Below are 14,677 nucleotides of genomic sequence, written 5' to 3' on the forward strand. Positions count from 1 at the left end.
GCCCAGCTCGGATCGGAACCGCCGAAGAAGGTGGAGAAGAACACGCCCTCGATCTGCAGCTTCTTCGTCGTACGGAACTCCAGCTCGTCCTCGTGCAGCACCCGGCGGCCGTCGAGGAAGACCTCCACCGAACCGTTGTCCTTGCCCGGTGTGTTCAGCCGCACGGACTGCTCCACGCAGGTCCACCGGCCCACCGGCCACTTCCACTTGCCGCGCCCGAGCGAGGTGCCGTGCTCCACCGAGGTCGGCAGGTACGCGTACACCTCGCCGCGGCCCTTGCGCCGCCACATGTACCGGGTGGAGAGGCCGTTCTCGCCGTCGGGGATGCGCCGGCCGCCGGTGACCGTGCCGCCGTACAGGCCGGGCAGCTTGCCGCCCTTGACGAAGTCGAATCCCTTCGGGAAGCGCAGGTAGTAGCGCAGGTGCAGGGAGTCGGTGGGGCCCGAGCGCAGTGGCAGGTAGAGCTGCGCGCCGCCTTCCGGACGGCCGTAGCGGCGGGCGACGGTGGGACTGGCGGACCGGGCGGGATAACGCACCCGCAGCACGGGCCCGTACACCGGGTGGTAGCGCAGCACGGTCCGGTCCAGCCCGAAGGAGCCCTCCTCACGGGGGCGCAGCCGGGAGCCGAAGAAGCGGGCCACCGCGGCGGTGTCCCAGTCCAGGCCGGAGCCGGGGGAGGAGGGCTCATGGGTGTGGCGCGGGGGCGGTGGCTTCTCGTCCGAGCCCGAGCACGAGGGGAGGAGGACGGCGAGCGTGGCCGTTCCCGCGGCGGCGACGAACTTCCTCCGGTCCATGAGGCGTTGCTCCTCTCCTGCGCCCAGGCGCTCGGGCCGCCCCGCCGCGAGGCCGGCGGCGGGGCGGCCGGTGTCAGGCGGCGGTGATGCGGTACGTCATCGCCGCGGTGCTGGTCGGCCTGGCGTGCAGGGTCACACTGCCCTTCGCGTCCGCCTTGCCGGTGGCCACAGTACGGCCGTCGGCGACGAGTTTGTACGAAGCGCCCGGTTTCAGGCCAGTTGCGGTGAACGCCGCTGAACTGGCCGCATCCAGCTGCACCTTGACGGGGTTCTGGTCGACGAAGGCGATGGAGCCGGGTGAGCCGGAGTCACCCTTGACGGAGTACGTCAGGCCGGACGGCGCGGTGTTCTTCGTGAAGACCGTGCCGGCGGTCGACTGGGTGAGCACACCGGACTTCAGGATGCCGGTGAAGGTGTTGTTCCGGAAGCTCAGGTCGTCGCTCTGGTTGAGCTTGAAGACGTTGCTCGCGGAGCCGTCGAAGGTGTTGCCGGTGAACTCCAGCCGGGCGGGCCGGCCGGTGTTGTTGGTGTACATGGGCTTGTCCGAGCCCTGGTACGTGAAGACGGCGTACTGCCCGCTGTCGGTGACCTTGTTCCCGGACGTGGTGATGTCCTGGGACCCCACGCTGTAGCGCAGTCCGAACTTCGCGCGGGTGACCGTGTTGTCGGCGATCACGTCGTCGCTGCTGTCGAAGACCGCGATGCCCGCGCCGTTGGGCTGGTCGTGGACGTAGTTGTTCCGCACGACGCTGTCGGTGACGCCGCGGTGCAGCATGATGCCGTGCACCTGGTTGTCGCTCGCGTCGTCGTCGCCCGGCGGGACGTAGGGCGGGATGCCGTTGTGGTCGCTCTCGTTGCCGACGATCTCCAGGTTGTCGCACCGCTGGGAGCAGATGATCCCGTGGTTGCCGTTGTGGTGCGCGCGGTTGTTGGTGATCTTCAGCCGGTCCGAGTCGTCGTGCGGGTCGAGCCCGTACGCGATGTTGTTGTCGTACTCGTTGCGGTCGAACGTCATCCCGTAGGCACCGAAGGTGTAGGTGCCCATGTAGTTGTGGTGGAAGCGGCTGCCGATCTGGTCGCCCAGCACGTCGAGCTTGTCGCAGACGTCCTGGTGGCTGATGTCGCAGCCGCGTGCCTTGTACGCCACGCCGTAGCTCTCGGCCGCGTAGTAGCCGAGGTAGCCCACGTCGCTGTTGTAGAAGTTCATCCGGGACTGCCGGGGCGTGCCGTCGGTGTCCAGGTAGGACAGGGCCCGGATGAAGGCCCGGCCGCGCTCCCCGCTGCCGGCCGACGCGTCGGTGTCGGGGCCGCCCTTCGCCATGTCCCAGGAGGTGATGTCCACGGCGTCGACGTCGATGGTGCCGTACTGCGCGGTGATGGAGGCGACCTCGGTGGGCTTGTTGCTGTCCGGGCTGTTCAGCCGCAGGGTCTTCACCGTGCCGCCCGCGTCCGGCCCGTGCACGTTCAGCGTGGCGCCGTTCTGGACGACGAGGTTGGCGTCCAGCTGCCAGGTGCCGGGCGAGCCGTCCACCTCGTACAGCGGTGCGCTGGCGCACAGCCGGGCGATGTCGGGCAGCGTGGCTGTGCCGGACTGCAGGTAGAGCGTGTTGGTGCTGGATGCGTACCGCACCTGGCCGCTGCAGGCGGCGGCCTGTGCGGGCGGGGCGAACACGCTGGTCAGGCCGGTGACCAGCGCTCCCGCCGACAGCAGGACGGTGCCGGCACGCAGGGCTCTGGCGGGTGCGCGTAACGCGCGCCTCCCGGACGGGGCCGGGTCGCCGCCGGCCTGGCTCGCGGGCCGGAAGCCGGCACCGGTGGATCGGTCGGTCATGTGGGATCTCCTTCTCCGGCCGCCACCCGTCGGGGCGGCGGCCGGCCTGGGACGGTTGTGCCTGACGATGCGTCAGGCCGTGTTCTCCACGTGCCCGGCGACCTTCGGCCGTGGGGTGCCGCGGTGCCGGACGTGATGGAGGGTCTGCAGGACGACGGCCAGCGCGAGCGCCACCAGCGCGGCGAAGCCCAGCCAGGGGAACGGCGGCATGGTGATCTCCGTCTTGCCGTGCCGCTTGACCTCGCCGTCCCCGTCGAGCGCGACCGGGGCCCGGACGCGCGAGTCGGTGAGGTCCAGCCGGGAGCCGGCGTCGGCGACGACGCCCTGGCGCTCGGCCAGTACGTCGAGGGAGGTGCCGGAGGCCCGGACGTCGTGCGCCAGGTGCATGCCGCGGTGCGAACTGCCGACCGCCACGTCCTCCAGCCGGGCCGCCGCGCCCAGGTCGACGGCGGTCGTCCCGCCGGACAGGGCGCCGCCGGTGACCCGCAGGCCGGGCGAGCTGGAGGCCAGGCCCTTGCGGCTGGCCTCGCTGACCCGGACGTCGGTGAGCGTGATGTGGTCGGTGCTGGCGGAGGCCAGTACGCCGGTCTCGCCGCCGTCCACCCGGACGCCGCGCAGCGCGACGTGGCTGGCGTTGCCGCCGATGGCGATGCCGGTGCGGTTGCCGGTCAGCGCGGTGCGCTCGATGCTGATGTGCGACCCGGTGATGCCGATGCCGCGGTCGAAGCCGCCGACCGTGCCGCCGGAGACGGTGACGTTCTCGATGCCCTCGCCCAGCAGGATGCCCGGCTCGCTGCCGTTGTGCCCGGTGAGATCGGGGTCCCGCACGGTGACCGTGCTCTCGCCGCCGGAGACGCGTACCGCTGCGCGTGACGAGCTCTCCACGGTGGCCTTGTGCACCACGCACTTCCGGCAGCCGGTCAGGTCGATGCCGCCGCCCTGGTCGAAGTGGGAGTTGGGCGCATTCAGCCGCAGGCCGCGCTGGAGGGTGGCCTTGATGCCGGCGCCGTCGTTGTCACGGGTGGTCAGGCCGGTCAGCGTGCGCTCGTCGGTCCCGCCGACGGCGATGCCGGTACGGCCGTTGGACTCGGCGGACAGGCCGCTCGCCTCGGTGCCGTGGTCGCCCTTCAGCACGATGCCGTCCCCCGCCGACCCGGACGCCGTCACGTCCTTCAGCCGGACGTCCTTGGAGCCGGCCAGCCGCAGCCCGGTGTGGTTCCCCTCGAACGTCGAGCCCGTCGCCGAACCGGTGCTGCCCCGGCCCCAGGTGACGCCCGACTGGTCGGCGAGGGTGCCCTCGCCGGCCCGGCCGAAGCCGCTGACCGTGGTGTTGCGGAAGTCCATCCGGCCGCCCGCGCCCATCGACAGGTACGGCCGCCCCGGCGCGTTCCCCGGCGCGGGGCTGGAACCGTCCTCCGCGACCGAGGCCAGCGTGGTGCTGTCGATGTCCAGCGAGGCCCGGCTGCCGCTGATCCACGTCCCCGACCTGGCCGACCGGCCGGCGCTCAGCAGCACCTTCTTGGTGCGGTCGTCGATGCGCAGGATGGTGCCGGGGGCGAGCAGGACCGCCGTACGGACGCGCACCGTGGAGGGCGCGCCGGGCTCCCGGGAAATCCACTCCTGGCCCGCGTTGGCGGCCAGCCAGGCGAGCGAAACGGTCGGCGTGCCCGGGTACAGCCGGCGCACCAGGGCGCCGTGGTCGAGCAGGCTCACACTGCGCGGCCGCAGCACCAGCAGCCGGTCGGGCCGGCCGGTGCGCTTCCAGGCGGCCGTGTCCTCCGGAGCGCCGACGGCCGCGGCGGGCGAAGCGGCCGGGATGCCGAGGGCCAGGACGGCCGAGAGGGCGGCCGCGGCCGCCCCGTAACGGTGTGCGGTTTTCATGCTCCTGCCTCCGAACCGGCGGCCTGCGGCGAGGTCCGCACCGCGACACCGTTGACGACGGACACCTGCCGGGTCAGCCAGCGCTGCCTGCGGATCGTGAGCAGGGCGCAGATCTTCACGGCGGCCATCAGGAACGACACCAGCACGAACCCCGGCACGAGGAAGAACGACGACGGCTTGCGCACCAGGTGCGGGAGCATCTTCATCGCCCGGCTGATCCACCACCAGGCGGCCAGGCACACCACGAAGAACCAGTCCTGCCGGATGATCGCGTACGTCATGAAGAACGGCGCGACCAGCAGCGTGAAGCTGCTCACCGCCTTGTCGGCCATGGTGAAGGCCAGGAACGGGTGGCGCCGGATCCAGCGGGACGACAGCGCTCTGAGGTCTGATCTCCAGGTGTTGCGGGACCAGCGCAGCCGCTGCTTGACGAAGATCCGCCAGGTGCCCGGGAAGGTCGACCACACCCGTGCCGAGCGCTGCATGTACGTGCGGTGGCCGCGCGCGAGAATCAGCGTGGTCAGCCGCTTGTCGTCACCGGACATGCAGGGCACGCCCATGAACGTCTCGTGCATGAAGTCGTCGGATATCTCCAGCAGCAGTTCCCGCCGGTAGACCGCCGTCCGGCCGGACAGGCAGGAGACCGCCCGCCCCACCGCGGTCTGCGCGGCGTTCTCGTCGAAGTACCGGTAGTCCAGGTACATGTCGTTCACCCGCTGCAGGAAACCGTGCGGGTTGTAGACGTTCTGCCGCGTACCGACACCGCCGACCGCCGGGTCGGCGAAGGGCTTGCACACCTCGGCCGCCACGTCCTCCGCCCAGATCGTGTCGGAGTCCACCAGCGCGACCAGGTCGGTCTTGCACGCCTCCCAGCCGCGCCGCAGCGCGTCGCGCTTGCCGGGGACGTCGGTGATGACGACGGTCACGGGGTAGCGGGCCGCGACCTCCTGGCACGCGTGGTCGGTGACGTCGATGACGAGGACGACCTCCTCGACGTCGTTGGCCAGCCAGGACTCGATGGCGCGCGCGAAGATCTCGGGGTCTTCCTGGTACACGGGGACGACGATGCTCAGCGGCAGCCGGAAGTCGTTGCGCACCGGGCGGTACAGGGCCGCCGGCGCGCGGCGCACCAGCCAGCAGCTCCAGCGCACCAGGCCCAGGATGCCCAGGGGCAGGTAGACCAGGTAGTACCGGAAGTCGTAGAGCGTGGTATCCAGTAGGGCACTCATGGTTCCGTTCTCGTTCACGGGTGTGCCGAGGCCGGGCAAGGGGGGAGTGGGGGTGAGGGGGGTGTCCGCTCGGGTCAGGCGAGTTCGGCGGCCAGCTCGTCCGCTTCGCGGTCGGCCCGCTCGATCAGTGTGTCGTTGACCTTCACCACGGCCTTGAGCAGCGGCATGTCCAGGCTCAGGGACTCCGCGAGGCCCAGGAAGCCCTGGGTGTCCTTGGGCAGGCACACACCGCCGTACGGCGCACCGCCCCGGATGCCGTACAGGGGGTTGTAGGAACCCTCGGCCGAGCGCGCTACGGTCTGCGCGATCGGGTCGAGGTCCAGCCCGAGGGTCTGGGCGACCAGCCACATCTCGTTCCAGAAGCTGATCTTCGTCGCGTTGAAGATGTTGTGCGCGCACTTCACCAGCTCGGCCGCAGCCGGGTTGGAGAAGGTACGCAGCTCCCCGCCGAACGGCGCCAGCAGCTCGGTCAGCCGCTCCACGGTGCGCTGGCTGCGGGAGGCGATCACCGTCATCCACGGGTGCCGGAAGTCCTCCAGCGCGGTGGCGGCGCGCAGGAACTCCGGGTTGCCGGCCAGCGCGAAGCCCTCGCCGACGGTCTTCCCCGAGTGCTTCTCCAGCAGCGTCTGGACGAGGCCCTCGGTGGTGCCCGGCGGCACGGTCGACCGGACGACGACGGTGTGGTCGCCGGTCGCTTCGGCCAGGGCGGCGCCCACCGAAGCGGTACCGTCCTCGAACGCGGACAGGTCATAGCGGTGACCGACGTTGGGCGTGGGCAGCGTGAGGAAAATGAATCCGTCCGGTTCGTTCCGCAGATCGAGCACGTCGCGCGCGTCCAGACCCTGCGAGCGCAGGTATTCGAGCCGCTGCCGGGAGATGTCGATGAAGGTCACCTCGTGTCCGGCGTGTAAAAAGCCCTTACCGGTGGCCGTACCGACGACACCGGAACCCACGATGAAAATACGTGCCATGGTGCTGTCCTCCTGATGGAAGTGCGTGCTGGACGCGACGTCACAATTGGTAGGGAAAAGAGTTCGGTGCCGCGGGAACCGAACCGCGGTCACGGCCGTCGGAGCGATGACGCGCGGGACGGGCCCGCGCGTTCCGGCGAACTCGGACGGGGTGGTACTACCGGGTGCGTCAGGCCCCCCTGCCTGATCAGCATGTATGCATCCTCTGCCGGACGGTCGTCGTGCGACTGCGGGACGGTGTGGGTGCCGTGTCGCACTCTGCACTCATCGGGACGGACAGTACAGAAGCCGCCTTACTGATAGGGCAGAAATTGCCGTGAGTCCTGAATTCCGCATGCCGGGTTCCGCTCCGGGCCGCAGAGCGCCGATTTCCTGCGGAAAAGCGCAGTTCGGCGCGGTGAAAGAGCAGGCCGCGCCTCCGCTGGACGAGCCGGGCGCACACCAGGGCGCCGGGGCGGGCGCCGCTGCATGACAAGCGTTTTCGTGGCGCGCGCGGTCCGCCCCGGGAATTCAGCAGGTTGTCCGGAACCGGCGAGATCCGGCGGGTACTCGGGGATCACTAATGAGCCGCGCAAAATTGCGCATTCCGCCGGCACGCTTTTGCGCGCGCGTCACGGACGTCCCTGCCGTCCCCTCGGCAGTGTGCGGCGGAGGCCGGCTCCACCGCACTGACCTGGGCCGCCGACCACCCTGCCCGGAAGCGGCGCGCCCGCGTCCGGCGGCCCGCCGCTGGCCGGAAGTGTCATCCCCGGACGCCGCTCACGACGCCGCCTGCGCCGCGGCCTTCTCGCGCGCCGCCGCGGCCCGCGCCGGGTCTCCCAACTGCTCCTCCAGCCTCGCCTGTTGCGCCCAGTTGTACGGGCAGACCGGGCGCAGCTGGATGCGCTCGCTCAGCAACGTGCGCGCCAGGTCCGTACGCCCGGCCCGCAGCGCCGCCTCCACCAGGGTGCGCTGCACCGCGTCCCGCTGCGCATGGCTGCCGCCGAACCGGTGCAGCCGGTGCCGGACCGGCAGCAGCAGGTCGACACAACGGCCGTACTCCCGCTGCCCGAACGCGATCAGCGCCCGGCACACCGGCAGGCCGATGTCGGCGGTCATCGCGCGGTTGGCCACGGCCGGCGACGCACCCGTCAGCCAGCGCTCCCGGTCCGCCACCAGCCGCTCGGCCGCCTTCGTACGGCCCGCGCCCACGTACGCCATCACCGCGTGCGCGTCGTTGAACGCGTAGTGCGCGCCGTCGTCCCGGCGCTCCCAGGCATCGGCGAGCCGCGCCCACCGCGCGCCCTGGTCCTCGCCCGACAGGTACAGCCGCCACAACAGGGCCGCCGCGTCGAGCAGTTCCATCGCCACGCCCGCCGACCCGTCGTGGTGCAGGGCCCGGTCGTAGATCTCCAGCACCCGTGCCGTGTCACCCAGCTCGAGGGTGTAGAGGGCGTAGTGCCACCAGTTGTGCACCGTGAGCAGGGTGCCGTCCGACCAGTGGTCGGTGCGCGCGTCGAGGAAGCGGATGCCGTCGGTGAAGCGGCCCCGCATCTCGTACGTGTGCACCACGCCGTGGATGGCCCACACATCACGCGGATGGTGTGCCAGGGCCTCGCGCCCCACCTCTTCCGCGCGCTCGTAGTGGCCCGACTCCTCCAGGCCGAAGGCGTACATGCCCAGCAGCGGCCCGCGGTGCGGGTCGTCCGGCTCCCAGGCGCCCAGCGCCCCGCCGATGCGGTCGCGCAGGCGCTGGGCGTCCCCGGTGAGGAAGTCGTGCTGGTGCCCGGCGAAGAGCGCCAGCACATCGCGGGGATGGGCGACGGTGAGCTCGCCGAGCAGCCGGCCGGCGCGGTGCATGTCCCCGCCGAGCCAGGCGCCGGCGGCGGCGAGGTGCATCCGCTCCCGGGGCGTGAGGCCGTCCTCGTCGAGACCCGAGCGGAAGCGGAGGAAGGAGGCGCGGGCCGCCGCCGCGTCCTTCTCCTCGGTGCCCAGCACGCCGAGATACGCGGCCAGCACCTGCGTCATCACCGAGCGCGGTGCCGCATCGAGCGCCGCGCGTGCCGCTTCGGACACCTGCGGGCGGAAGAACACCAGGTGGTCCAGGGCCCGTTCGTAGTGGACGAGGGCATCGGCGCCGGTGTGACTCATCCGGTGCCCGTGCCGGTCCGCTGTCATAGGTCCCTCCCGTGTAGCCGGTCCGCCTGCCCTCAGCGATGGTGGACGACCGGCGGCCGCCGGGAGCGGAATCCGGTCCCCCGTGGGCCACCACCCGTACCTGGCCAACGATGCATGCCCCGTCGGGACACGTTCCAGACACCATCCGGTGCGCCCGGTTCCGCCGCGGCCCCGCCGCCACCAGCGGTCGTACGCGGCGGGGCGCGCGGAACCCGGGCCCGTGCGCGGCGCCGCCGGGCCGATCCGGTCAGTGGGCGCGGGGCCGGATCGGGTGGCCCCGCGCAGACCTGGCCATGGACACAACGGCCGGACAGGTACGCCGGGGAGTACGGAACGCGCCTGGCGGTCCGGCTCCGTTTCCCCGCCCGCCGTCGCCCACGGCCAGCCGGTTCAGTGGGTTGCCGCGCATCGCGCACGGGAAAACCCATTCCTGGGACGCGCGGGGACCGGCGCGGAAGGGAGGTCCGTACGGCGGGATCGCGCCGAGTGCCGTCCGGCGGTGCCCACCGCCGCGAGGCACATCCCGCCCTCACGACGGAGAACGCCTGCAATGGCCACGGAAACGCCGCGCTGCGGCGCGGGCCGCTACCGCGACGGAAGACGGCCGGAAGGGGACACCCGGGACGGGGCGCTCCTGCCCCGAGGAGCGCACACCGGCGGAAACAACGGACTGTTCCCCGGCCCGCTCGGTTCCCCCGCCGTGGGAGTCGGCTAAATCACACACCGTGCGCCGCTTCCTGACAGGCGGCACCAGCAACGTGAAGCCGCTGTCGTCCCGCCCGGCACTTCCGGCGGCGGGCGGTGGGGCGCACTCCGGGGTTGACACGGGGCGGTGCGCGCGGGTGTGTGCTCCCGGAGCGTGCGTACGCACCCTCCCGGCCGTGGCGCACGGTGCCGCCCGGTTCCGTTGTTTCGTCCTGCTGCCTGCACGAACACCTGTGGGTGAACCGCTTCTCGCCGAGTTCGGCCGCCGGATGGTTCCCGGGTCGGGGCGTGCTTAACCTGCTGTCACCACCTATGCGCGTCTCGAGGGGGAGCCGTGCTCATGACGTCGATGCAGGGTTACGACAAGCTGGTCGGTAGGGGGGAAGCGTCAGGGTCGGGGGGCCCGGGCGCGCACAGGGAACGGGGGGTTTTCCCGATTCACTCGGCACAGGAACGGCCGGCCCCGGCCGTGCGCGCCGCGGGGGCGTGCACGGCGACCGGGCCGCAGAACCGTCCCGTTTCGCGACGGGCCGGCGCCGCAGCGCCTTCCGGGCGCACGGCCGGCATCGCCGCGCCCTCCGGGCGTACGGGTGCCGCGGGCAGGTGTGTCCGCGGGCCCGCTCCGGCACGCAGCAGACACCTCAAGGCGTGCGGATACGTCGACCGGGCGGCACTCAGGTCCGGTCCCGCCGGCCGGTCGGCCGGCCCGGACGCACCGCCACAGGGCCCGGACGACGCACCGGCCCCACCGCACCGCTCTGAAGAACCGGGTCACCCCACAGCGGACCCGGGCCACGCCGAGGACGACGGCGAGAGCGATCACCACGAGCACACCGGTCCGCCGGCCGGGCCTGCCCTCGGGGCGGGCGGCGCGGCGCGTGCCTGTCGTGAGCTCCTTCTTCTCGTGCCTCGCGGCGCTGCCCTCCCCTGCTCCGGGAGGCGGCCGCCGAGGGCGTCGCACCAGTCCCCCCACCGCGCAGTCCGAACGCGCTGAATGCGCGCACAGCTATCGACATTGACTTCACAAGGAGCTCACGTGGTGGGAAAACCTGCCGAGATTTCGGCAGCGGATCTTGTTGAATCTTCAACTATTAACAACGGGGAAACCAGGGTCGCCGCACCGGCGACGGACATCGAGGAAATCCTCGCCGAGGTACTGGCCGGCGTGGTGAAGACGGAACGGGTCCCGGCCGACAGCCACTTCTTCGACGACCTCGGCGCCAACTCCCTTGTCATGGCCCAGTTCTGTGCCCGGGTCAGGAAGCGCGGCGACCTGCCGTCGGTCTCCATGAAGGACGTCTACCGCCACCCGACCATCCGCAGCCTGGCGACGGCCCTGCTCGCCGCCCCGGGCGCGGCCGCCGGACCGCCGGCGCCCGTGGCCACCGAGGAACCGGCGCCCGTCGGCAGCACACCGCGGTTCGTACTCTGCGGAGCGCTGCAGCTGCTCATCTTCCTCGGCTACTCCTACCTCGCCGGACTCGTCACGATCCGCGGCTACAACTGGGTCTCCGGCGGCTCCGGCCTCCTCGGTGTCTACCTGCGCGCCGTCGTCTTCGGCAGCGCCGGATTCCTCGGCCTGTGCCTCTTCCCGGTAGTGGCGAAGTGGATCCTCGTCGGCCGGTGGCGGACCATGGAGTTCCCGGTGTGGAGCCTGGCCTACCTGCGGTTCTGGACGGTCAAGGCGCTGATCTACGCGAACCCGATGCGGCTCTTCATCGGCAACCCGCTGTACGTGCTGTACCTGCGGGCGCTCGGCGCGCGCGTCGGGAAGAACGTCACGATCCTCTCCCACGCCGTGCCCGTCTGCACCGACCTGCTGACCATCGGCGCCGGCACGGTCATCCGCAAGGAGGCGTTCTTCCTCTGCTACCGGGCGCACGCCGGACGGATCCAGACCGGCCCCGTCACCCTCGGCCGGGACGTCTTCATCGGCGAGCGGACCGTGCTGGACATCAAGACGTCGATGGGCGACGGCGCCCAGCTCGGGCACGCCTCGGCACTGCAGAGCGGCGAGGCCGTACCGGCCGGGCAGCACTGGCACGGCTCGCCCGCCCAGCGCACCGAGCTGGACTACGTACGCGTCGCGCCCACCGCCTGCGGCAGCCTGCGCCGCTTCGGCTACGGCCTCCTCACCCTGGTCCAGGTGTGCCTGGTCTACCTGCCGCTGACCGTCGGCGCGATGTACATGCTGCTGACCGAAGTCCCCGCGTTCCGCAGGTGGTTCGGGCCGGGCACCGAAGGGCTCACCTCGGTGGAGCTCTACACCGACGCGCTGGTCGTCTCCGTCGTGGTGTTCTTCGGCTTCACCCTGCTCGGCATGGTCTGGCTGTTCACCGTGCCGCGCCTGCTGAACCTGCTGATCCGCCCGGACCGGGTCTATCCGCTGTACGGCTTCCACTACTCCGTGCACCGGGCGATCGCGCGGATGACCAACGTCAAGTTCTTCAAGTGGCTCTTCGGCGACAGCTCCTACATCGTCCCCTACCTGCGCTGCCTCGGGTACGACCTGTCCCGTGTCGAGCAGACCGGGTCCAACTTCGGCACCGGCGTGGCGCACGAGACCCCGTTCCTGGCCAGGGTCGGCAGCGGGACGATGGTCGCCGACGGGCTGTCGGTCATCAACGCCGACTTCTCCAGCACCTCCTTCCGGGTCTCCCGGGCCGAGATCGGCGCCAACAGCTTCCTCGGCAACTTCATCGCCTACCCGTCCGGCGGCAGGACCGGGGAGAACGTCCTCCTCGCGACCAAGGTGATGGTGCCGCTCGACGGCGCGGTGCGGGAGAACGTGGGCCTGCTCGGCTCGCCGAGCTTCGAGATCCCCCGCACGGTGGAGCGCGACACCCGCTTCGACCACTTCCGCACCGGGCGCGAGTTCCGCCGGCGCCTCGCCGCGAAGAACCGGCACAACCTCACGACGATGGGCATCTTCCTGTTCCTGCGGTGGGTGCACGTCTTCGTGCTCACCGTGCTGGCCCTCGCGGCCATCGAACTGTACGGCGTGGTCGAGCAGGTGCTCTTCGCCGCCTACATGGCGCTCAGCATCGGCTTCACCGGCGTCTACTTCGCCCTGGTGGAGCGGGTCATCCTGCGGTTCCGGCCGCTGCGGCCGCAGTTGTGCTCCATCTACGAGCCGTACTTCTGGTGGCACGAGCGCCTGTGGAAGGTGCCCGACACCCACTTCATGGTGTTCAACGGCACCCCGTTCAAGAACCTGCTCTGGCGGCTCATGGGCGTCCGGCTCGGCCGCCGGGTCTTCGACGACGGCTGCTACCTCACGGAACGGACGCTCACCACGATCGGCGACGACGCCACGCTCAACACGGGCAGCAAGATCCAGTGCCACTCGCAGGAGGACGGCACCTTCAAGTCCGACCACACCACGATCGGCGCCGGCACCACGCTGGGCGTCGGCGCGATGGTCCACTACGGCGTGACCGTGGGCGACGGCGCGGTGATCGCCGCCGACTCCTTCCTCATGAAGGGGGAGGAAGTCCCGGAACGGGCCCGGTGGGGAGGCAACCCCGCCACCGAGATGCGCCCCGCGCTCCGGCGGAGCACCTGACACAGGAGCGACCGGTCATGCCGGGCGACCCACTGCGCACCACACCGGAGAGGTCCGGGCCGCGGCCCCCTGACGCGGAGAGGGCGGCAGGGCCGCCGCTGCCGGCCCGTGCCGAGCGCCGGGCAGCAGGGCCGGCCACTGCATCGGCCGGAACACCGGCCGGAACAACCAGATCGACGACAGCGCCGCGCCGGAGAGCGCAGCGCACCACCGTGCCAACGGTGAACGGAGGGGAAGATCCATGGGAAAGGCAGCCGAGACCGGTCGGGACTTCTGGCGGGGGGTGCTTTCGGGAGGCGGCGTGACCGCACTGCCGAGGTGGACCCGGCAGCCGGTGCCCGGCGTCGGTGAGCAGGTGGCGAGCGTTCCGGCCGAGGTGGTGACGGCATTGCGCCGGCTGGCGGAGGAGCTGGCGGTGCCGTTCGACTCCCTGCTGCTGGCCGCGCACGCCAAGGTCCTCGCGGCACTGGCGGGCGAACGCGAGGTGGTGACCGGCCTGGTCGCCGCGCCGGGCGGCCGGCCGCTGCCCTGCCCGCTGACGGCCGAGGCCGGCACCTGGCGTGCCGTGGTGCACGACACCGACCGCGTCGCCGCCGCCGTACTGGCGCACCGCGACTTCCCGGTCGAGGAGCTGCGGCACGAACTGGGTGTCACGGGGCCGGAGTTCGAGACGGTGTGGGACCCGGCCGGCGGCGACGGCGAGCCCACCGGGAACACCGTGCTGTGGCTGGGCACCGAGGCCCGCGGTGAGGAACTGGTCCTGCGGCTGCGGTTCCGCACCGAGGCGCTGGACGAGGAGTGCGTGACCCGCATCGCCGGCTACCACCGCCGCGCGCTGGCACTGCTGGCCGCCGGGCCCGACGCGGAACACGCCCGGCAGAGCCTGCTGTCCGCCGACGAACTCCGGTACCAGCTCGACGGGCTCGCCGGACCGCACCGCGAACTGCCCGACGCGCGCTTCCACGAACTCTTCGAGCAGCGGGTGCGCCGGCACCCGGACGCCGTCGCGGCCGTCCAGGGCGCCAGGCAGTGGACCTACCGGGAACTCAACGCGCGCGCCAACCGGCTGGGCCGCGCCCTGCTGGCCCGCGGCCTGCGCCGCGAGGGCGTCGTCGCGGTGGTCACCGAACGCAACCTGGACTGGATGGCCGCCGTCCTGGCCGTCTTCAAGGCCGGCGGCGTCTACCTGCCCATCGAGCCGCACTTCCCGGCCGACCGCATCGCCACCACCCTCACCCGCGCCGAGTGCGCCCTGGTGCTGACCGAGCCCGGCAGCACCGGCACCCTCGACGAGGCGCTGACCACGGTGCCCGGCGCCGAGAAGGTCTTCATCGACGCGGCGTACGAGGAGGGGCACGCCGAGGACGACCTCGGCATCGCCGTCACGCCCGACCAGCTCGCGTACATCTACTTCACCTCCGGCTCCACCGGCGAGCCCAAGGGCGCGATGTGCGAGCACGCCGGCATGCTCAACCACCTCTACGCCAAGATCCACGACCTGGGCATCGAAGAGGGGCAGACGGTCGCGCAGACCGCGCCGCAGT

At 71.5% G+C, this 14,677-nt stretch carries 8 protein-coding genes; 2 read left to right on the top strand and 6 right to left on the bottom strand.

The window, feature by feature from the left end; genetic code table 11:
* From C3486_RS34135 to C3486_RS34160, 6 genes are all read right to left on the bottom strand, one after another.
* Nucleotides 1-794 (bottom strand): polysaccharide lyase (locus C3486_RS34135; RefSeq protein ID WP_103836744.1); only part of this gene is annotated, 794 nt, incomplete at its 3' end.
* A gap of 73 nt (nt 795-867) precedes the next feature.
* The gene (locus tag C3486_RS34140) at nt 868-2,625 is read right to left on the bottom strand and encodes a right-handed parallel beta-helix repeat-containing protein (protein ID WP_103836745.1); all 1,758 of its coding nucleotides are present in this window, start codon (nt 2,623-2,625) and stop codon (nt 868-870) included.
* A 72-nt stretch (nt 2,626-2,697) separates the two neighbouring features.
* Nucleotides 2,698-4,506: a right-handed parallel beta-helix repeat-containing protein gene (locus C3486_RS34145; RefSeq protein WP_103836746.1), complete on the bottom strand. Its 1,809-nt coding sequence runs from the start codon at nt 4,504-4,506 to the stop codon at nt 2,698-2,700.
* Nucleotides 4,503-5,735, bottom strand: a complete 1,233-nt coding sequence (locus tag C3486_RS34150; RefSeq protein WP_103836747.1) for a glycosyltransferase — start codon at nt 5,733-5,735, stop codon at nt 4,503-4,505. The genes C3486_RS34145 and C3486_RS34150 overlap by 4 nt, the downstream gene beginning before the upstream one ends.
* A gap of 74 nt (nt 5,736-5,809) precedes the next feature.
* Nucleotides 5,810-6,706, bottom strand: a complete 897-nt coding sequence (locus tag C3486_RS34155) for a 2-dehydropantoate 2-reductase N-terminal domain-containing protein (protein WP_103836748.1) — start codon at nt 6,704-6,706, stop codon at nt 5,810-5,812.
* A 759-nt stretch (nt 6,707-7,465) separates the two neighbouring features.
* Nucleotides 7,466-8,863: a tetratricopeptide repeat protein gene (locus tag C3486_RS34160; RefSeq protein ID WP_103836749.1), complete on the bottom strand. Its 1,398-nt coding sequence runs from the start codon at nt 8,861-8,863 to the stop codon at nt 7,466-7,468.
* A gap of 1,741 nt (nt 8,864-10,604) precedes the next feature.
* Here C3486_RS34160 and C3486_RS34165 point away from each other — a divergent pair.
* On the top strand, nt 10,605-13,133 hold the full coding sequence (locus C3486_RS34165; RefSeq protein WP_258053178.1) for a Pls/PosA family non-ribosomal peptide synthetase: 2,529 nt from the start codon (nt 10,605-10,607) through the stop codon (nt 13,131-13,133).
* A 241-nt stretch (nt 13,134-13,374) separates the two neighbouring features.
* On the top strand, nt 13,375-14,677 hold a 1,303-nt coding region (locus C3486_RS34170), incomplete at its 3' end, for an AMP-binding protein (RefSeq protein ID WP_146075114.1).

Origin of the sequence: Streptomyces sp. Ru73 (assembly GCF_002920575.1) — a bacterium.
Lineage (GTDB): Bacteria > Actinomycetota > Actinomycetes > Streptomycetales > Streptomycetaceae > Streptomyces.

Excerpts from the sequence above, each read along its gene's own strand:
- C3486_RS34140 (WP_103836745.1), bottom strand. The coding sequence starts at position 2,625 with ATGACCGACCGATCCACCGGTGCCGGCTTCCGGCCCGCGAGCCAGGCC.
- C3486_RS34145 (WP_103836746.1), bottom strand. The coding sequence starts at position 4,506 with ATGAAAACCGCACACCGTTACGGGGCGGCCGCGGCCGCCCTCTCGGCC.
- C3486_RS34150 (WP_103836747.1), bottom strand. The coding sequence starts at position 5,735 with ATGAGTGCCCTACTGGATACCACGCTCTACGACTTCCGGTACTACCTG.
- C3486_RS34155 (WP_103836748.1), bottom strand. The coding sequence starts at position 6,706 with ATGGCACGTATTTTCATCGTGGGTTCCGGTGTCGTCGGTACGGCCACC.
- C3486_RS34160 (WP_103836749.1), bottom strand. The coding sequence starts at position 8,863 with ATGACAGCGGACCGGCACGGGCACCGGATGAGTCACACCGGCGCCGAT.